Below are 18,543 nucleotides of genomic sequence, written 5' to 3'. Positions count from 1 at the left end.
AGGATTCGTTTACATGGAAAATGGAGTAGTAAAATGGTTCAACGCGGAAAAAGGTTACGGTTTTATTCAAGTAGAAGATGGAAATGATGTATTTGTCCATTATTCTGCAATTCAAGAAGAAGGATTCAAGACATTGGAAGAAGGCCAAGCAGTATCCTTTGAAATTGTTGAAGGTGAACGTGGTCCACAGGCAGCAAACGTAGAGAAAAGCTAATGGAAAACAATATAGGTTAGAAAGTGGTAATCATTGTGATTACCACTTTTTTGATGGACTGAACATCCTTTATATCATAATTTCCAGTGTGTGCGAGAAAATAACATGACAATGCCAGCTTTCGGCAAATATTAGGGATTGCTTTTCTATGATGCAGACCGTATAATGATTCATGTTGTAAATCGCGGTTCGCGAAATCCCGCGTTATCAAAACTAAGGAGGCATATAAATGTCAAATGAACTTATTTGGATTTTATTTGCACTAATTAATTTTTCCCTCTTACTATTTTTTTATAAGATGTTTGGGAAGGTTGGCTTGTTCGTATGGATTGGGATGTCTACCGTGCTCGCTAATATTCAAGTGTTAAAAACAATTGAAATGTTCGGTATGACTGCTACACTTGGCAATATCATTTATGGAACAGCCTATTTAGCAACAGATATTTTAAATGAAAAATATGGGAAAGAAGAAGCGAAGAAAGCAGTATGGCTTGGCTTTTCTACTTTAATCACAATGACAGTGATTATGCAAATTGTGCTCGTGTTCGAACCTGGAGCGGATGATTTCGCACATGATTCATTATCCGTTTTATTTGGATTAATTCCAAGAATCGCCGCGGGAAGCTTAGCTGCATACATCATTAGTCAATATACAGATGTTTGGATTTATGATAAAGTACGTAAACTTCTCTCATCTGATAAGTTCTTATGGGTACGCAACAATGCAAGTACTGGTATAAGTCAACTCATTGATACCGCCGTATTTTGCACAATTGCTTTTTATGGTGAATACCCTACATCTATTTGGGTGGAAATATTTATTACGACGTATGTAATCAAATTTATTGTCGCGATAATGGACACCCCATTTATGTATGCTGCTAAGTATATGCAGCCTAAAAAATAAACACGAAGGAGACAGGTGCCGAACATTTATACGGCGGTGTCTCCTTCGCGTTTATAAAGAAACCTTCGTTAATGCCTTTTCTTCTCTCGGAATTCGAATTCGCAACAAAAGCAAATGCAGGATTGGAAAAACAATTGCAGTAGCATATGCTCCAAAAAGCATTGGAATTACAAATAATTCAATTCCGACGATAAAATAATTAGGGTGCTTCACATATTTATATGGCCCTTTTTTAATTAAAGCCACACGTGGCAATACGATAATTTTCGTATTCCAAAAGCGACCTAATGTATAGATGCACCATATACGGCAAATCTGTGCGATAAAGAATAAAGAAAAGAGAAAGAAACTAAATGGATACGCTGATCGACCATGTAAATGGGTCTCAACAAGAAGCGATAAAAAAAATAAAAAATGGAGAATAATAAACCATTTATAATGATCCTCTCCCCTTTCTACACCTCCTCTTTCTTTCATCCATTTTTCGTTGTTTCTAGCGATCACAAGCTCTACTAGTCGTTGTAAAATAATAAAAATGAGAAGCATCCACATCCAAATTGCCATTATATCCACTCCAATAGTAATAGTTCTGAGCTAAATCCTGGTCCTAAAGCAGACAAAATACTTTTCTTTTTCGGATGCATGTTATCTTGCATCCATTCAAAAAGCACATAAAGCACTGTAGCGGATGACATGTTTCCATGGTTCATCAGTACGTTGTATGAATGAATGAGCTTTTGTTGTTCAATGGCTAACGTTTCTTCCATTGCTTGCAACACTTTTTTTCCACCTGGATGCGCAATAAAGGAATCAATCTCTTCTAGTTGCATCTCGGTTAGAAAGTCTATTACATGATCCTTCCAAACCGTTTTTACGAAGCTAGGAATACTTTTAGAAAAGATCACTTCAAATCCATGGTTTGTAATCTTCCACCCCATAATTGATTCACTATTTTTCTTTGTAAAAGAACTCGTTTTTTTAATATTGCCCTTTGTTCCAATGCCTTTATTTCTATAGGGGGATTTTTCTCCTACTAACAACACTGCACCTACCCCATCTCCAAATAATGCGGTACCAATTAAATTACTTTTCGAGCGATCATTTTTTTGAAAGGTTAAACTGCATAGTTCACAACATACGAGCATCACAGTTTTTTCCGGATGAGCGCTCAACCAATCAAACGCGCGAGATAATCCGATTGCACCTCCTGCACAACCAAGCCCCCATAAAGGCATTCGCTTTGTATCCGCTCGAAACGGTCGTTCATTCATGAGGCGTACATCCATAGACGGCGTTGCAATTCCGGTACTTGAAACATAAATAAGCATATCAACTGCCTCGTATGGAATGTTTTCAGAATGAAATTGATTGCTTTCTAAACAATCGTCCATTGCGGTAAGCGAATAAGTTAAAGATTGCTGTTGATATAAATCATTTTTCTCTTGAAAGCTATGTTCTTCCATAAACCATGCTGTGTCTACTGCAAATTGACGATTATGGATCGAAGCATTATCAAACACTGGAAGTAATCGCTCTACTTCTTTCTTTGTATACGGAAAGATCTGTTCAACAAGCGTTTTAATACTGGATTGAGAGACATTAAACTCCGGAATCCCTAACCCTACAGAACTAATAATTGCCATTATTTCACCTTTTATTCTATATTTTTTGCTGAAAACCACGCTTTTTTAGTATTAGTTTGTTCATGTTTTGGTATTTTATGCTTGTTTTGGTCACAATTATTTCACAAACTTTATTAACCAAACAGTTAGTAAAACCAATAGAATAAAGGCTTTGGATGTTATTGAACAAATTGTGAAATGACGGAGAATCTGTTAAATTGTGTTAACAATTTATGTATGATGAAAATAGCAATTAATTCTTTTGCAAAGGAGTTGGGAAGGATGGATCAAACGAATAAAAAAATGCATTCAAGCGACGAACAGGAAAGTCCTAGTTTAAAGGGAACACTTATTTCCGTCTTATTACTAGGAAGTTTTCTCATCGTTAGTTGGTTTGGCGTTTATGCACTATTTATATCGCGATAAAAAACGATAAAGGGGAGTGAGACATCATGCATTTGCATAAATATGAAAAAATTTGGCTTATCTTTGGAATTAGTTCATTGGTTGTCTTTTTATGTGTACTTGGTTATGGAGCCTTTTGGAAAGGAACACATCCACAAAGTCATGGTGTGACAATTGATCCAAACAATGTGGAAGCTTATGAGGCGTTTAAACCTGAAAATCTCGGATTAACAAAAGTGGATGATAATCGCTATATTGTAAATATTGTTGCCTCTGCTTTTAATTATGATCTTGGGAAGGATGAAAATGGCACAGCGGTTAGAACCATTCGCATTCCTAAAGGGTCAACCGTATTATTTCAGTTAACGACAAAGGATGTTGTGCATGGCTTTAATGTAGCTGGTACGAACGTTAATATGATGGTGGAACCTGGTTATATTAGTAGCTATGAAGCGGTAATGAATAAGCCTGGTGAATATACGGTCGTATGTAACGAATATTGTGGTGTTGGTCATCATATGATGTATGCCACTGTGGAGGTGTATGAATAATGGCGTTAGAAAAAATAGTACCTGTTCATGAACCGGAACGCTTGCCTATTACAAAAGCAGAATCACGTTTATACATGTCTTTTATTTATGTAGCATTTATCGCCCTTTTTGTTGGTGGATTAATGGGCTTGCTTCAAACGCTCGTTCGATCTGGATCATTTACATTACCTTGGGGAATTGGATACTATCAAATACTTACTGTACATGGTGTTATTCTTGGACTCGTTCTTACAACCTATTTTATTATCGGATTTCAATTCTCTTTAATGGGAAAAACAGTAGGTATTTCGTTCAAACAACGGAAAGCCGCATGGATTAGTCTTTGGGTAATGGTTATCGGTACAATCATGACCGCAATTACCATTCTATTAGGAAAAGCAAGTGTGCTATATACATTTTATGCACCCCTTAAGGCACATCCGGCATTTTATATTGGTTTAGCACTTGTTATTGTAGGAAGCTGGATTGCTGGTTTTGTAAATTGGCGACAGCTTTACGTTTGGAAAAAGCAGCACCCTGGTGAAAAATCACCCCTGTTAGCATTCATGGTCGTTATTAATATGGTGATGTGGTTTATTGCATCGCTAGGTGTAGCAACTGCGGTGCTCGTTCAATTCATTCCATGGTCGCTAGGGTATGCAGAAACGATTAATGTATTAGTAAGTAGAACACTATTTTGGTATTTTGGTCACCCACTAGTGTATTTTTGGCTATTGCCAGCATATATGGCTTGGTATGCAATTATCCCTAAAATTATCGGTGGTAAAATCTTCAGTGATTCGCTTGCACGGATGTCATTTGTATTATTTTTATTCTTTTCGATTCCTGTAGGCTTTCACCATCAGCTAACAGAGCCTGGAATTGATCCTACTTGGAAATTTATTCAGGTCGTATTAACCTTTATGGTAATCGTTCCTAGCTTGATGACTGCTTTCTCTCTCTTTGCGACGTTTGAAATAACCGGACGTAAAAAGGGCCATAAAGGATTGTTTGGCTGGTTCCGGCATTTGCCATGGAAGGATGTTCGATTCTTCGCTCCTTTTGTTGGGATGCTCGCATTTATTCCAGGCGGAGCGGGCGGTATTATAAATGCATCACACCAAGTAAATGGTGTTGTTCATAATACGATTTGGGTTACAGGTCACTTTCATTTAACCGTTGCTACCACTGTTGTACTCACGTTTTTTGGGGTAACGTACTGGCTTATCCCTCATTTAACAGGTAGAAAGCTAACTGCAAAAATAAATAAGCTTGGCATGATCCAAACAATCATTTGGGCGGTTGGAATGACGATTATGTCTGTTGCAATGCATATCCAAGGTTTACTTGGTGGACCAAGGAGATCTGCGTTTTCTGAATATGGAGGAACCGCACAAGCTCAGGAATGGATTGGTTATCAATTAGCGCAAGCAATTGGTGGTTCCATTCTATTTATCGGGATCATTCTAATGATGTATATTTTTATCCACTTGACCTTCTTTGCACCGAAAGGGATCGAGGAATTTCCAGTTGCAGAAGAAGAAGCTGATGCAGAGCCTACACCAATGTGGTTTGACAATTGGAAGCTTTGGATTGGGATTACAATTGCTTTAATCCTATTCGCATATTCCATTCCATTTGTCGATATTATTCAAAATTCACCACCAGGATCACCGCCATTTGCATGGCCAATCGGAAATAATTAAAAAACAGGGGTTCTCCCCTGTTTTTTAATTTATCTCGGTAATTATAAAATTTCCTACGAGGTGGAAAGCTTTGATGGAACAACAGCCACATCAAGCTCCAAGCGCTAAAAACTAGAAAGTTTCGCGTCGTTCCCTCCGATAAGTCATCATCGACTCGTTCCTCGCCGTGATTCCTTCTCAGTTACGCAGCTCCAATCTCTCCGTTTTTAAGCGGCGCTTTACGCTTTTGATTGTCTAGCTTCAAGCGCCAAAAACGCCTAGATTTCGCTTCGCGCCCTCCGATAAGTCATCAGCGACTCGTTCCTCGCCGTGATTCCTTTATCTCAGTTACGTAGCTCCAATCTCTCTGTTTTTAAGCGGCGCTTTACGCTTTTGAACTTTTAAAATTGATATATTGCTTGATATTTCTTTGTTAAATATTCAATGAGATAATTTGGGTTCAACTTTTCATTTGTAACATCCTGAATAATTTCTAATGGCTTTTTCGCTTTTCCGAACTGATGAATATGAGTAGCCATCCAATTTGTCAGTGGCTTGAATTCACCAGTTTTGATGATTCCTTCTACATCTAATTCCTGCTGCATAACATGGTTGAATTGTGCAGCATACATATACCCTAATGCATAGGACGGAAAGTAGCCAAAGTCTCCCCCTGCCCAATGAATATCTTGTAAAAGCCCCTCTCGATCTGAAGGTGGTTCAACTCCTAAATAATCTTTCATTTTTTCGTTCCAAAGGTGTGGCAAATCTTTTACGGAAATCTCACTATTTATTAGTGCTTTTTCTAATTCATAACGTATCATGATGTGTAACGAATAGGTTAACTCATCAGCTTCAATTCGAATAAGAGATGGCTTAACTTCATTTACAGCTTGGTAAAAGTCTTCAAAGGCAATGGTTTGGAAATAAGCTGGCGCATGTTGTTTAAATAAATCATAATGGCTTTCCCAAAATGATTTGCTTCGACCAACAAAATTTTCCCAAAATAGTGATTGTGATTCATGAATGCCCATGGAAGTTCCAGTAGCTAAAGGGGTCTGATAGAGCTTTGGATCAATATTCTGTTCATATAAGGCGTGCCCACCTTCATGAATGGTACCAAAAACTGCCATTCTAAAATCCTGTTCATCATATCTTGTCGTGATTCGAACATCATTTGCATTAAGGGAGATAGCAAAAGGATGAATCGTCTCATCCAATCGTCCAGAATCAAAGTTGTAACCCATTCGTTGTAAAATTTCGATAGCAAACGCTTTTTGCTTATCCTGAGGAAAATGCGTCTGTAACAAGCTAGAATCAGGCTTTACAGTGCTTTGGCTTATCTTTTCCACAAGGAGACTCAATGAATTTCTGACTTTAGGAAAAACGTCATCTAACGTTTTTACTGTCACACCTGGTTCGTAATTATCTAATAAGGCATCATAAATATTGTCTTGATAACCCCATAAGTTTGCGAATTCTTTATTATAATCAACAAGCTTTTCCAAGTATGGTTGAAACAAAGCAAAATCGGCTTTTTCTCTTGCCTTTTGCCAGGCTGCTTCTGATTTAGATTGAAGCATCACGTATTCTTTAAGCATTTCCGTAGGAATTTTACGATTTTTTTCATATGTTTCTTTACAAACAGTAATCGCCTTTTGCAATACGTTATTATCGGTAGTTGTTTCTAACCCGTCAATAAAATACTTCATTTTTTCAGATGTTTCTAATTCGTGGAGTTTTTCTGCTAAAAATCCAACAACCTCTGATCGTTGCGCTACCCCATTCTTAGGGATTTTAGTTCGTAAATCCCAATGAATTAATCCGATTGCTTCTTGGTACGCACTTTGTTCCTGAAGCAATGCTTGAAAATCCTTTTCCATTTTTTGAACTGAATCCATCGAATCCCCTCCGCGTCTTTTATTTTGATGCTCTCTTCCCGAAATATTGATAATAATCTGTTCGGATAAACCCGTTAAATAGTTTCCGTTTTTTTGTAGCTGTTTTCCCAAACTGTTTTTCAAATTGCTCATATGCAGTCAAAATGTATACACTCCATCCAGGATGCTTGCTCATCACTTGTCCGAGATCGTGATATATTTGTTCCACTGCTTTTTTATTTCCAATTCGCTGACCATATGGTGGATTTCCGATAAGATATCCTACCTCATCCTTAATGGTCAGATCTTTGACTTGCATTTGTTTCCATGAAATTAAATCAGCTAAACCTGCTTCACGGCTGTTTTCTTGAGCGATTTGAATCATTTTATGATCAATATCCGTTCCAAGGATTTGCAGCGGTTGATCATAATTGGCAGCGTCTTCTGCTTCTTCAAACGCTTGATCCCATAATTTCTGTTTGATCCAATACCAATTTTCTGAAGCAAATGCGCGATTAAAGCCTGGAGCAATATTTTGCCCGATTAGCGCCGCCTCTATTGGAATCGTGCCAGAGCCGCAAAACGGATCAATTAATGGAAAGTCTGGCTTCCAATTCGTTAAAAGCAACAAAGCAGCTGCCATCGTTTCTTTTAATGGTGCTTCTCCTTGTCCAACACGATATCCTCTTTTATGTAGACCAACACCAGAAGTATCAATAGTTAATGACGCAATATCTTTATGAATTGCCACTTCTATTTTATAAAGCGCACCGGTTTCAGGAAGCATGCTTGCGAGCCCGTATTTAAGCTTTAATCGTTCTGCTACTGCTTTTTTGACAATCGCTTGACAGTCAGACACACTAAAAAGCGTGGATTTAACTGATTTTCCGGAAACAGGAAATGATCCATCCTCACTAATATAGTTTTCCCATGGAAGTGCCTTTGTTGCTTCGAATAATGCATCAAACGTTTTTACTTCAAACTGTCCTACTAATAATTTTATTCGGTCAGCAGTCCGTAGCCATAAATTACAGCGTGGAATTGCCTCAATTGGTGCCTCGAAAATTACCTTCCCATTCTCTACCTGTGTTTCATATCCAAGTGCTTTTATTTCATTTGCTACGACGCTTTCTAAGCCCATAGCTGCTGTTGCAATTAAAGTAACCTGCATATCAAAATTTCCTTTCATCTTTAAATCAAAAATGTATTAGTATCAGTTTACCACATCAAGATGGAAGATAAGAACCAAAAGTGTAGAGCACTTATATAACCAAGAAATTGAAGTGCTTTAAAAAATTCCTGCAATACTTATTTAGGATTCAATGCGCCGATATACATTAAGTCTTCTACTTTCGTGTTATCGGTTTTTCCATCTAGTATGGATTGAACAGCTTTTACCGTTTCTTGCAAGCTAACCCATTCCCCTGCTTTAGCCGTGACTTCTTCGGCGATATAAAATGGTTGCGTAAGGAAAGCTTCCAACCGTAATCCACGGGTATAAACTTCTTGATCTCTTTCGATCAATTTGTTAAAGCCAAAAGTATTTACGATAAACGTTAATTCCCTGTATCGTCGAAGCAATTTTTTGGCTGGGCGTACAACACTTAAATGATCAGCATCCAAATATTCACTTTCTATTAAAGAAGATGTTGAAGATATCGGATTAATTCCTGGATACATTCTCCTTGTTACTAAGTCTATATCAAAAGACCAATAAGACTCTAATGGACCGAATGGTATATCATCGTCTACAGATTGCCCAGTGATATCGACAATAACAAAAGTAATTGATCGATCCGTCTCTTTCCTTATTCGTTCCTTTAAATTAGTTAAATCACCGGATACTACCATGGATCTATCAACGCCTATAATGAAATCTTGATTTAGGTTTATTTCATTTAGTTTTTTAAACGTGTCATTCGTGGTTGAACTAAAATAATCTGCGTTCTTTATCACATCATTTAAGCCTTGAATATTCGTGTTCGGCATAAAAAGTATTGTGTAGAAATGTAACTTTCTCATCCGATAAAAAAGCTCACCAAGTAAAACTAATTGTCCCATATCTTGACGAGCGACAAGTCCAGCAGTTCCACCTCGAACTAAAGGAGCAAACAAATCTATTGTCTTGATTCCTGTTTCTATTTTTTCTGTTTCGTCTTCTATTATGATTAATTCATCCAATGTACAATCTGCTATTTGGGATAATGCGACTAAAGTTTTAACCTCAGCTCGGCTAATTGGTATCTTGCCAGTCGTCAGATTTGAAACGGTAGCTGGCCGTAGCCCCGCACGTTTAGCAGCAACCGTTAAGTTAGGAACTTTTCTTTTCAATAAATGCGTATTTAATTTAAAGGAAGATTTCATTTTTCTGCCTCCTTACTCCTTTATAATAAATAGTAAATAAAATTACTTTTAAAAGCAATATAATTAGTTATAGTGTGGATATCAAGAAAAGCAAACATTATGAGGTAAATATTATCACTCTATTACGTGAAAAGAGTTGACATTTAAAGTAATTTAAATTACTTTATAAAGTAATAAAAGTGATTTAATTATAGTTTAATATTACGATGGAAAGGTGGTGTGAAATGTCTGAACTTCATTATTTAAAACCTGATGCAAATGCACTTCACGGCTTTTTCAGTAATGAATTAGAGCCCGCTCTAGAAATTAATACAGGAGATACTGTCATATTTCGAACATTAGATGCCGCATGGGGAGCGGAGAGACGCTCTGCTATGGGGGAAGCAAGAAGGAAATTCACTGAAATAAATCCGAGTCGATACCCGGATGGATTCGGACACGCATTAATTGGTCCCGTCTTTATCAAACAAGCCAAAGCCGGACAAACGTTGGAAATAAAGATTAATGAAGTAATCCCTGGGACATGGGGGTGGACATCAGCAGGAGGATTCCCAAGCTATTGGAATGAGAAAATGGGGATGGTCAGAAAAAAAGAAGTTTTATTAGACTTTGAACTAGATACGGAAAAAATGGTCGGAAAAAGTCAATTCGGTAATTTCAATTATAGTGTAGGTTTAAAGCCTTTCATGGGGATTATGGGAATGCCTCCATCGGAAATAGGGAACCATTCCACCCTCCCTCCGCGGCCATCTGGAGGAAATCTGGATTGTAAAGAATTACAGGCTGGGAGTACACTATTTTTACCAATCCCTGTTGACGGTGCTCTTTTCTCCACAGGAGACGGTCATGCTGTTCAAGGTGATGGAGAAGTTAGTGGTCCCGCCCTTGAATGTCCAATGGAAAAAGTTAGTTTAACCCTTTCAGTAAGAGAAGATATGCCGATTAAAATGCCTAGAGCTAAAACGAGTACTGGATGGCTGACAATGGGGTTTCATGAAAATCTTGAAGAAGCTATGTGGATAGCTTTAAGTGAGATGCTGGATTTCATGTCGTCTTTATATAAGATTTCACGAACTGAGGCTTATGCATACGCTACGATGGTAGTTGATTTGCGAATAACGCAAGTTGTAAATTTGATCAAAGGTGTTCATGCATTTCTTCCTTTCCATGCTTTAAGATGATGGAAGACAACGCCATATGTTCATTACTAGATAAGGTGGGATTAGTATGATTTATAATGAAAGTTGGATTAATAATAATGGTATTAAAATACACTTTATTGAAATAAATGCTAATATAACGAAACAGACTCCGTTGGTAATTATTCCTGGCCTTTCGGAGTCAGCAGAAGATTATATTTCCGTAATGGAAAAGCTTTCCCCTAGACACTGTATTACTATCACACTTAGAGGCCGTGGCAAAAGCGACACTCCAGAAGCTGGATACAGTCTGGATGATCATAAGCATGATATTGAAGCGGTTGTTAATCATCTAGTGCTAAAAGACTTTATATTATTTGGCTACTCTAGAAGCGTGTCATACGCAATTAAATACGTATTAGAAAACAAGGAGATAGTGAAAGGATTTATCATCGGGGACTACCCCGCTATTCATACACAACTCCCACAAGGGTGGGTAGAGTTTTTCTCATCTTTACCGCCTTGGAGAGGAAAATCACTTTCTCAAAGAATGCGTTATACAGCATTACAAGGAATACAAAAAGAATCATCTCAAGTTATCCTTTGGGATGCGTTATCGACCATTGTATGCCCCGCCCTTATTATTCGTGCTGGAAAAAAAGGAGCAGCGTTATCTGCAGAAGCAGGAGAAAAATATTTAGATAAAATGCCTCAAGCAAGTTTAATCGTATTCAATGAATCGGATCATAATATTTATGAACCTACTTTGGATACATTTATACAAGCTATCGAATCATTTATGAAAGATTGTGATGCGAAAAAATGATGATTGCTGTCAATCGCCCCTTCGAGGGGTATTCTTTTTGAAAAAGTGCTTTCTTGGTGTGGTGAAAATTTTATCTCGACAATTAACATGTAATTCAAGCCTTAATTATTCATCGTATCCGATCGTATATCTCTCCAACAAAAAACCTTTTTCGTTGGCATTATGCCGACAAAAAAGGTTGTCTTCGTTCATGGGACCATTGAATACTCGGTAAGCCATGTTCTGTACCATTTGTACTCATACGGTGGTCAGCCTCGTACGCAGGTCGTAATCATCTATCTACAGGCAATAGCCTGGCTCTTTTTCGGTTGGATTCCCTACTCAAGAGTGCCCCTACCATTATTTGGGTTGCTCACTCGCGGGGTTTACCTCGTTCCACCTGAATTGTTTCCAACTCAGCTTCGTCACTGTGGCACTTTCAAGTGTACTACTCCATATCCAAACGGACTTAGGAGGATCCACTGCCGTTAGCTTATGAAAGCTACCTTGACTTATGATTTCGTCAAGCACGAACACTACAAACATCTCAGTTTGTGTGAGCATGGACTTTCCTCTACATGCTAATAGCATGCAGCGATTACGTGAGTATTCAATTTTAAAGTAAAAATAGTATACCATGAGATTGGGAAAATTTCACTAGAAGAATTTGGTATGTCTACTGATCTGCATTAGCAAATTTTTTACCGAAAACTGCTTTTTCTAAATTGGATAAACGTTTAAGAATGTCATAATTGACTTGATGTCCAGATGTTGCAGCAGCACGTGTTCTAGTTCCTTCTGCATTTTTTCGTAAATGCTCATTTTCTTGCTTCAGCTTATCAATTTCCTGTTGGAATGCTTCATAGTCTTGGATGATTTTATCAAGGAACTCGTCCACTTCTTCTTGGTTATAGCCCCTCATAGAAATTTTAAAATCTTTTTCTAATATTTCCTTTGTATTCATTTGCATACGGTTTTGTGTCATACAACCTCACCTCATCTTGTTCATTAGTAATTTTACCATATTTGGTTGCTCATATTATCTTATTAGAATAACTGTTTTTTATGTCTTTTTTACAGTATACCATTAAAATAAGAAGCTGAAAAATCAGCTTCCATTTTTTATTTAGCTTTATTTTTCTGTTAAGTCAGTGGGCTGAAAAGAAAAAGGTAGCAATTCCTCCATATGAATGGTTTTTGTATCCTTATGAAGATTTGTCAAATAAATCGGCATGTCGCTATCGAAAAACTCGCTCATCACTTGACGGCAAGAGCCACAAGGTGGTACAGGGCGCTTAGTATCTGCTGCAACAGCCATTTCCTGAAAGTCACGTTCACCATCTGCAATTGCTTTGAAAATGGCAACTCTTTCTGCACAACAAGTTACTGGATAAGCTGCATTTTCAATATTGCATCCTGTGTACACCTTTCCTGATTTTGTTAATAATGCGGCCCCAACGGGAAATTTAGAATAAGGAACATAAGCACTATTCATCATCGTTATCGCGTGCTCTATCAATTGTTCTTTTGCCATATGTACTTCCCCCCTATTGGTAGTGGAAGGTAATTATAAGAGATAACTTAGGAAAAGTAAAGCACTTTCACAATTTAGTCATTAACTTCAATATCTTGAACAAGATTATCAAGTACATAACAAATAGACTGGTATAGTTCCATATACCTTTTGCGTCGTACATCTATATAATAGCTATGCATTAATAGTAATTCCAAATTATCTCTAGTAGACATAATTTGTTGTGGATGAACATTTGATTGCTTTGTTTTTAAGAATGTGAGTGCGTTACTTTCCCAATCATCTATAAGGTTGTAGACAGGTAATGTCGCCTCTTTTACATAATGGAAAAAATCCTTGTCTTTCTGATTTTGAGGAGGATCATTATGCTCATAGTTATCTTTCAACTGGTCTATATGCTTAAGAAGCTCGGTTGTTTGAATCATTAACTCCATGCTGTCCCATCCTTTATATAGAAAATATACAATGTAACTGTATCATGGATGACAGCAAAACACATCCTATTTGAGTTATTTAATCGCGGGATTTTGTTTTGGAATTAAAATTCTAACACAGCTTATTTCATTGGACAGGTTATGGTATTGGACTGTAACCTCTTCATCTATTCGCATAGTTATTCTGGAATCAATCCTTCCAATTTGCTCGTTCATACGTAGAAAAAAATGATCGGTGTCATGCTTTGGCATTCCTTGGATATATCTGTGACTCTCTTTGTACATGGCTAAACTCATTTTATTCACCCCATCTAGTTTACTTTCCTACATAAATTTAAATTCGTTAACAATCGCTAAAGTCCTTCAACTTCGACAAAACTAGAATAAATCAAACAAAAATAGAAAAAATCGTTATGTTTTCTTCTCATTTAGACAAACTAAGGCGAAGGAGGGATAAGGATGAATACGCAGAAAAATAAAGTGACCTCTAAAGAGAAGGAAACAACGTATAAAGCCTTAGAAAAAGGGAATAAAAAGCTAAAAGGACCGAATCGTCCTTCTACGTAGCGTTAATTTAAAGGGATTTGCATCGAGCAAATCCCTTTATTTGTCCCACAGTGTTTTTAGATGCATATAGCTCCATAGAAGATGCCTTTTTTTATAAAAAGTATTTCCAATAGAAGAATCAATCTTGGTACGTTTTGGTAAAAGCCAAGATGCTTTTATACCCTCTAATGTAAACCAATCCTTACGAATAATATCTTGATGATCAACTACTGGATAAATCGCCCGTAACATTGGAGCTGTTGGCAAGGATATACCTATATTTCTTTCATAGTCTTTTCTTGATCCAGTATGTTCTGTTTGCTTCGTAAACAAAACAAGATCATCATACACGTCAGGATGAAAGATGATCGAGGCAAGTTTTTTCCCTAAGCTAATACGATTTTGTAGCTTCGTAAAACCATGGACATTTGCACCATAAATTCTGGTATCGAATGTCGGTAGTAAAACTGCGTTCATCCAAAAAAAGTTTTGCATCAAGTATGGCATTGATAAAAACACATGGTGCTTATAAAAGGGTTGTTTAACAATTGGATGATGAATAACATTTTGTTCATTAATAATTAATGCAATAAGTAACCGATCTCTGTCTTTATATTGCCAAAAATAATTCCACTCCCTTTCCATAAATTTAGAAACCTTGAAATGGTTAAGTAAATGAAACATTGGTTTCTGGATTTCTTTCGATATTCGATAAATTTCTAGTTGGGGATATGCATCCGAGAATATAAGCCAGTTTGCTCGTTCGTAAGTCATGAATAATCGTACGCGCTCTTTATTACTTAACATACTTTTAAAGGGCTTTAAATATAGATCAGTCATGTTCCAGCCAGCATTTCTTGATACAATACTTGCAACAAATGCCCATTTTAATTCGGGAAGCTGAAAGTACAGGTTTTGATATGCCTTTGTACGGGAAATATTGTCCATATTATATAATTCGGTCTTATTTGTTATATAATGAATATAGTTGACATCATTCCATTTCATTTCCATTCGCACTACCTACCTTTATTTATGAAAATATCGGTACTTTTATTTGTTTATAGTTATCATTCTGTTCTATTTTTGATATGATACTGTAATACAATAGGAGGACATAAAATGAATTATCCGAATGGGAAAAAGAGCAGTGGATCATCCAATATACAGCCTAAGCTGCAGCATGGATATGGAAAACGAGGCATGACATTGGAGGAAGATATTAATATAACGAATACGTATTATTTAGAGATAAATAAAGCGGTTATCCATAAAAAACCGACACCAGTACAAATCGTAAAAGTAAATTATCCTAAACGAAGTGCCGCGGTAATAACGGAGGCCTATTTTAAACAAGCATCAACAACGGATTATAATGGAATATATCGGAATAAATATATTGATTTTGAAGCAAAAGAAACTAGAAATAAAACCGCATTTCCATTAGCGAATATTCATTCGCATCAAATCTCGCATATGGAAGCAGTCGTCGAGCATGGTGGAATTTGTTTTATGATCCTACGCTTCACTGTAAGGGATGAGACATTTTTATTACCAGCAACCAAATTATTGCGTTATTGGCAGGCGCATTTAAATGATGGTAAAAAGTCGATTCCATATGCAGCAATTGTTCAGGATGGCTATCCTATTCCATTCGATTTTAAAGCGCGAGTAAACTATTTAGAAATCGTTGAACAACTTTACTTTTAATTTAGAGACTAATACAGGAAATGTAGTTCATTTCATTGGAGGTAAGCAAAATGGCGGATAATAGCCAATCTCGTATTGCACGAAGAAAACAAAAAAAATCAAAAAAGAAACCATTTTGGAAAAAAATAATGCGTGTTCTCTTTGTATTACTAATCGCAATTGGACTAGGTGTTGGCGTGTTATTTACATATTATATTGCCACAGCACCAGAAATTGATGCATCGAAACTATCGGACCCTTTTTCTACGAAGATATATGATCAGGACGAAAACTTGATTGGTGATTTTGGTTCAGAAAAACGAACAAAGGTTGAATTTGATGATTTACCGAAGGTTCTTATTGATGCAGTAACGGCAACGGAAGACTCTCGTTTTTTCGACCATAGCGGAATCGATTTAAAACGAATTGGTGGTGCGGTTGTCGCTAACGTTAAACGTGGGTTTGGTGCAGAAGGTGCTAGTACAATAACGCAACAGGTTGTAGAAAAATCCTTCCTCACCCCAGAAAAGAAAATAAAATTGAAAGTGCAAGAAATGTGGTTAGCATTAAAATTAGAACGTGAATATTCTAAAGAACAAATTTTAGAAATGTATTTGAATAAAATTTTCTACGGAAGTAATGCTTGGGGAGTTGCGAAGGCATCGGAGGTTTATTTCGGTAAAACTGATTTGCATGAATTAACCTTGCCAGAAGCCGCCATTTTAGCGGGTCTTCCCCAACGTCCAAGTGCATATAATCCATATGAGAATCCTGATTTAATGAAGGAAAGAATGAATACGGTATTAAAGCTAATGGTAAGACATGGAAAGATAACACAGGCCGAAGCCGATGAGGCAAGTCAAGTGGATATCCCCTCTTTACTTGCTGGCGATCGTCCTGATTCAACACCATACGAAGCATTCATTCAAGCAGTTGATAAAGAAGTAAAGGAAAAGCTTGATGCCAATATATATACTGATGGACTTAAAATTTATACGACCTTAGATCCTGACGCGCAAAAGCATGTAGAATCACTATTAACCGACAGTGAAAACAACCCTATCGCTTATAATGGAGATGACAAGCTTCAAGCTGGTTTAGTCGTACTTGATACAAAAAATGGTGCTGTTCGTGCTGTTGGTGGTAGAAGAAATAGTAAAGGTACAGATGAATGGAACTATGCTATTCAAGGTGGAAAGCAGCCTGGGTCGACCTTTAAGCCTATTCTTGATTACGGACCTGCTATTGAATATAAAAAATGGTCCACATATCATCAGCTCAACGATGATAAACCATATCCGATCGCAGGTACGAATAAAACAATTAAGAACTGGAACTTGAAATATCAAGGCTGGATGAGTGCGCGTTATGCGATGCAATGGTCACTAAACGTTCCAGCTGTGAAAACCTTTGAAGAAGTTGGCGCTAAAAACGCAATGGAGTTCGCCAAAGGTCTAGGAATTCCGTTTAAAGATGATAAGATCAATTTAACGGATGCAATTGGTGGTGCAGAAACGAACGTTAATCCATTACAAATGGCGGGTGCTTTCCGAGCATTTGGTAATGAAGGAATATACAATGATCCATACACAGTGACAAAAGTTGAGTTCCCTGATGGACGCACAGTTGAATTAAGCCCTGATCCTAAAGCTGCTATGTCTGACTATACCGCATATATGATTACTGATATGCTGAAAACAGTGGTCAAAGAAGGTACTGGGAGATCTGCAAATGTTCCTGGGTTACATGTCGCTGGAAAGACAGGAACAACAAATGATGATAAGGATATTTGGTTTACAGGGTATACAACGGATTACACTGTCTCTGTTTGGACTGGATATGAAGAGGATGTATCAAAGAAAAACACTGTTGTCGCGAATCAGTTATTTAAAGAAACAATGGCTGAAATATCCAAAGGAAAAGATTCCGGAGATTTTAAAAAGCCCGATTCCGTTGTTCGTGTAGCAGTTGAAAAAGGTTCAAATCCAGCAGCACTTCCGAGTAAATATACACCTAAATCACAAATCGTGACGGAGTTGTTTGTAAAAGGAACGGAACCGAAGAAGAAATCTGATAAATATGATAGGATCGATCCAGTAAGTAAACTAAAAGCAGCGTACAATGAAGACTCTAATTCCATCCAAGTAACCTGGAACCATGATGTCGATGAGGATATTGTTTTTAATGTCAGTGCAAGTGTAAATGGTGGTTCGATGCAGGAGCTATCATCAACAGAAGAACGCACAATCGAAATTACCGAAGTTGAACCAGGAGCAGAATATCAAATTCAAGTTATTGCCGTAAGTAAGGATGATAGCGCGAATAAGAGTGAAGCAAAGTCAACAAAGGTAAAGGTGCCTGAAGCTGAGGAAGAAGAAGAAATTCCAGATGAGGAAGAAGAAAACGAAGCAGGAAATATTGGTGCAGTTCAAGCTTTAGCTGCTACCTATAATGAGAATAAAGAGATTGATGTCAGCTGGCAATATAATGGCCCCCCTGCTCAATTTGAAGTAATCGTGAACAATCAGAAACAAATTGTCCAATCTAATGGCGTCATTATTGAAAAGGCACAGGCTGGGCAAACCTATACGATCACGGTTACGCCAATTGGCAGGAACGGTGCGAATGAAGGAAAAAGAGGCCAACCTGCTTCTACAGAAATAACTGTACCCGCAGAACAAGAGTCAGAATAAAGACAATAACAAATAAAAAAAGTGGCTCACATGAATGTGTATGTACTGAACCCATAAAGTTAGACTAAATTATTAAGCAGATAATTGGCTGGTTTG

19 protein-coding genes and 1 other RNA gene are annotated in these 18,543 nt (G+C 37.2%); 10 read left to right on the top strand and 10 right to left on the bottom strand.

Translation table 11 applies throughout. The features are described from left to right. Window positions 1–13: 13 nt before the first annotated feature. Window positions 14–214 (top strand): cold-shock protein, encoded by a 201-nt coding sequence (locus SPK86_RS06845; RefSeq protein ID WP_284140095.1) that lies wholly within the window; start codon window positions 14–16, stop codon window positions 212–214. 229 nt (window positions 215–443) lie between these two features. Further along, window positions 444–1,121: a queuosine precursor transporter gene (locus SPK86_RS06840; protein ID WP_330948965.1), complete on the top strand. Its 678-nt coding sequence runs from the start codon at window positions 444–446 to the stop codon at window positions 1,119–1,121. A gap of 51 nt (window positions 1,122–1,172) precedes the next feature. Here the strand turns inward: SPK86_RS06840 and SPK86_RS06835 are convergent, their stop codons facing one another. Together SPK86_RS06835 and SPK86_RS06830 are read right to left on the bottom strand one after the other, a co-directional pair. After that, window positions 1,173–1,685: an isoprenylcysteine carboxyl methyltransferase family protein gene (locus tag SPK86_RS06835; RefSeq protein ID WP_330948964.1), complete on the bottom strand. Its 513-nt coding sequence runs from the start codon at window positions 1,683–1,685 to the stop codon at window positions 1,173–1,175. After that, entirely contained in the window at window positions 1,685–2,764 is a 1,080-nt protein-coding gene (locus SPK86_RS06830) for a type III polyketide synthase (protein WP_330948963.1), read from the bottom strand. The genes SPK86_RS06835 and SPK86_RS06830 overlap by 1 nt, the downstream gene beginning before the upstream one ends. Window positions 2,765–3,025: 261 nt before the next feature. Between SPK86_RS06830 and SPK86_RS06825 the strand changes: the two genes are divergently transcribed. The 3 genes from SPK86_RS06825 to SPK86_RS06815 are packed head-to-tail and all read left to right on the top strand — an operon-like array spanning window position 3,026 to window position 5,384. Further along, a complete protein-coding gene (locus SPK86_RS06825; protein ID WP_284140099.1) occupies window positions 3,026–3,169 on the top strand; it encodes a cytochrome c oxidase subunit 2A in 144 nt (47 codons plus the stop codon). 26 nt (window positions 3,170–3,195) lie between these two features. After that, window positions 3,196–3,699: a cytochrome c oxidase subunit II gene (locus SPK86_RS06820; protein WP_284140100.1), complete on the top strand. Its 504-nt coding sequence runs from the start codon at window positions 3,196–3,198 to the stop codon at window positions 3,697–3,699. Then, the gene (locus SPK86_RS06815) at window positions 3,699–5,384 is read left to right on the top strand and encodes a b(o/a)3-type cytochrome-c oxidase subunit 1 (protein WP_284140101.1); all 1,686 of its coding nucleotides are present in this window, start codon (window positions 3,699–3,701) and stop codon (window positions 5,382–5,384) included. The genes SPK86_RS06820 and SPK86_RS06815 overlap by 1 nt, the downstream gene beginning before the upstream one ends. 380 nt (window positions 5,385–5,764) lie before the next feature. Here the strand turns inward: SPK86_RS06815 and SPK86_RS06810 are convergent, their stop codons facing one another. The 3 genes from SPK86_RS06810 to SPK86_RS06800 form a co-directional block, all read right to left on the bottom strand. After that, the gene (locus SPK86_RS06810) at window positions 5,765–7,264 is read right to left on the bottom strand and encodes a carboxypeptidase M32 (RefSeq protein ID WP_284140102.1); all 1,500 of its coding nucleotides are present in this window, start codon (window positions 7,262–7,264) and stop codon (window positions 5,765–5,767) included. 19 nt (window positions 7,265–7,283) lie between these two features. Then, a complete protein-coding gene (locus SPK86_RS06805; RefSeq protein WP_284140103.1) occupies window positions 7,284–8,414 on the bottom strand; it encodes a THUMP domain-containing class I SAM-dependent RNA methyltransferase in 1,131 nt (376 codons plus the stop codon). Between the two features lie 137 nt (window positions 8,415–8,551). Next, complete coding sequence (locus tag SPK86_RS06800) at window positions 8,552–9,607, bottom strand: helix-turn-helix domain-containing protein (protein WP_284140104.1); 1,056 nt, start codon at window positions 9,605–9,607, stop codon at window positions 8,552–8,554. Window positions 9,608–9,831: 224 nt separating this feature from the next. Between SPK86_RS06800 and SPK86_RS06795 the strand changes: the two genes are divergently transcribed. After that, window positions 9,832–10,788: an acetamidase/formamidase family protein gene (locus SPK86_RS06795; protein ID WP_284140105.1), complete on the top strand. Its 957-nt coding sequence runs from the start codon at window positions 9,832–9,834 to the stop codon at window positions 10,786–10,788. Window positions 10,789–10,834: 46 nt separating this feature from the next. After that, window positions 10,835–11,572, top strand: a complete 738-nt coding sequence (locus tag SPK86_RS06790) for an alpha/beta fold hydrolase (RefSeq protein ID WP_284140106.1) — start codon at window positions 10,835–10,837, stop codon at window positions 11,570–11,572. Window positions 11,573–11,778: 206 nt separating this feature from the next. Here the strand turns inward: SPK86_RS06790 and rnpB are convergent. The 4 genes from rnpB to SPK86_RS06770 form a co-directional block, all read right to left on the bottom strand. Continuing rightward, an RNA gene (rnpB, locus tag SPK86_RS06785) (RNase P RNA component class B) lies at window positions 11,779–12,161 on the bottom strand. Between the two features lie 66 nt (window positions 12,162–12,227). Next, window positions 12,228–12,536 carry a cell division regulator GpsB gene (gene gpsB, locus SPK86_RS06780; RefSeq protein WP_284140107.1) on the bottom strand — a complete coding sequence of 103 codons (309 nt, stop codon included), beginning with the start codon at window positions 12,534–12,536 and terminating at the stop codon, window positions 12,228–12,230. 147 nt (window positions 12,537–12,683) lie between these two features. Further along, window positions 12,684–13,085, bottom strand: a complete 402-nt coding sequence (locus SPK86_RS06775; protein WP_284140108.1) for a cytidine deaminase — start codon at window positions 13,083–13,085, stop codon at window positions 12,684–12,686. Between the two features lie 74 nt (window positions 13,086–13,159). Further along, window positions 13,160–13,519, bottom strand: a complete 360-nt coding sequence (locus tag SPK86_RS06770) for a DUF1798 family protein (RefSeq protein ID WP_284140109.1) — start codon at window positions 13,517–13,519, stop codon at window positions 13,160–13,162. Window positions 13,520–13,978: 459 nt separating this feature from the next. Here SPK86_RS06770 and SPK86_RS15170 point away from each other — a divergent pair, with 459 nt between their 5' ends. Continuing rightward, complete coding sequence (locus tag SPK86_RS15170) at window positions 13,979–14,086, top strand: acid-soluble spore protein SspM (RefSeq protein WP_443089763.1); 108 nt, start codon at window positions 13,979–13,981, stop codon at window positions 14,084–14,086. Between the two features lie 36 nt (window positions 14,087–14,122). Here SPK86_RS15170 and SPK86_RS06765 read toward each other — a convergent pair whose 3' ends face one another. Then, the gene (locus SPK86_RS06765; protein ID WP_284140110.1) at window positions 14,123–15,079 is read right to left on the bottom strand and encodes a DUF2515 family protein; all 957 of its coding nucleotides are present in this window, start codon (window positions 15,077–15,079) and stop codon (window positions 14,123–14,125) included. A gap of 108 nt (window positions 15,080–15,187) precedes the next feature. Between SPK86_RS06765 and recU the strand changes: the two genes are divergently transcribed. Together recU and SPK86_RS06755 are read left to right on the top strand one after the other, a co-directional pair. Continuing rightward, window positions 15,188–15,775 (top strand): Holliday junction resolvase RecU, encoded by a 588-nt coding sequence (recU, locus tag SPK86_RS06760; RefSeq protein ID WP_284140111.1) that lies wholly within the window; start codon window positions 15,188–15,190, stop codon window positions 15,773–15,775. A gap of 50 nt (window positions 15,776–15,825) precedes the next feature. Further along, on the top strand, window positions 15,826–18,447 hold the full coding sequence (locus tag SPK86_RS06755; RefSeq protein ID WP_284140112.1) for a PBP1A family penicillin-binding protein: 2,622 nt from the start codon (window positions 15,826–15,828) through the stop codon (window positions 18,445–18,447). Window positions 18,448–18,543: the final 96 nt, after the last annotated feature.

Origin of the sequence: Virgibacillus sp. MG-45, assembly GCF_036409425.1 — a bacterium.
GTDB lineage: Bacteria > Bacillota > Bacilli > Bacillales > Amphibacillaceae > LDC-1.
Note: the sequence above shows the minus strand (reverse complement) of the source record. Positions and strands in the feature narration are given on the sequence as shown.

What these genes read in the sequence shown, in the direction of transcription:
- SPK86_RS06845 (WP_284140095.1), top strand. Translation starts at nt 14, where the DNA reads ATGGAAAATGGAGTAGTAAAATGGTTCAACGCGGAAAAAGGTTACGGT.
- SPK86_RS06840 (WP_330948965.1), top strand. Translation starts at nt 444, where the DNA reads ATGTCAAATGAACTTATTTGGATTTTATTTGCACTAATTAATTTTTCC.
- SPK86_RS06835 (WP_330948964.1), bottom strand. Translation starts at nt 1,685, where the DNA reads ATGGCAATTTGGATGTGGATGCTTCTCATTTTTATTATTTTACAACGA.
- SPK86_RS06830 (WP_330948963.1), bottom strand. Translation starts at nt 2,764, where the DNA reads ATGGCAATTATTAGTTCTGTAGGGTTAGGGATTCCGGAGTTTAATGTC.
- SPK86_RS06825 (WP_284140099.1), top strand. Translation starts at nt 3,026, where the DNA reads ATGGATCAAACGAATAAAAAAATGCATTCAAGCGACGAACAGGAAAGT.
- SPK86_RS06820 (WP_284140100.1), top strand. Translation starts at nt 3,196, where the DNA reads ATGCATTTGCATAAATATGAAAAAATTTGGCTTATCTTTGGAATTAGT.
- SPK86_RS06815 (WP_284140101.1), top strand. Translation starts at nt 3,699, where the DNA reads ATGGCGTTAGAAAAAATAGTACCTGTTCATGAACCGGAACGCTTGCCT.
- SPK86_RS06810 (WP_284140102.1), bottom strand. Translation starts at nt 7,264, where the DNA reads ATGGATTCAGTTCAAAAAATGGAAAAGGATTTTCAAGCATTGCTTCAG.
- SPK86_RS06805 (WP_284140103.1), bottom strand. Translation starts at nt 8,414, where the DNA reads ATGCAGGTTACTTTAATTGCAACAGCAGCTATGGGCTTAGAAAGCGTC.
- SPK86_RS06800 (WP_284140104.1), bottom strand. Translation starts at nt 9,607, where the DNA reads ATGAAATCTTCCTTTAAATTAAATACGCATTTATTGAAAAGAAAAGTT.
- SPK86_RS06795 (WP_284140105.1), top strand. Translation starts at nt 9,832, where the DNA reads ATGTCTGAACTTCATTATTTAAAACCTGATGCAAATGCACTTCACGGC.
- SPK86_RS06790 (WP_284140106.1), top strand. Translation starts at nt 10,835, where the DNA reads ATGATTTATAATGAAAGTTGGATTAATAATAATGGTATTAAAATACAC.
- gpsB (WP_284140107.1), bottom strand. Translation starts at nt 12,536, where the DNA reads ATGACACAAAACCGTATGCAAATGAATACAAAGGAAATATTAGAAAAA.
- SPK86_RS06775 (WP_284140108.1), bottom strand. Translation starts at nt 13,085, where the DNA reads ATGGCAAAAGAACAATTGATAGAGCACGCGATAACGATGATGAATAGT.
- SPK86_RS06770 (WP_284140109.1), bottom strand. Translation starts at nt 13,519, where the DNA reads ATGGAGTTAATGATTCAAACAACCGAGCTTCTTAAGCATATAGACCAG.
- SPK86_RS15170 (WP_443089763.1), top strand. Translation starts at nt 13,979, where the DNA reads ATGAATACGCAGAAAAATAAAGTGACCTCTAAAGAGAAGGAAACAACG.
- SPK86_RS06765 (WP_284140110.1), bottom strand. Translation starts at nt 15,079, where the DNA reads ATGGAAATGAAATGGAATGATGTCAACTATATTCATTATATAACAAAT.
- recU (WP_284140111.1), top strand. Translation starts at nt 15,188, where the DNA reads ATGAATTATCCGAATGGGAAAAAGAGCAGTGGATCATCCAATATACAG.
- SPK86_RS06755 (WP_284140112.1), top strand. Translation starts at nt 15,826, where the DNA reads ATGGCGGATAATAGCCAATCTCGTATTGCACGAAGAAAACAAAAAAAA.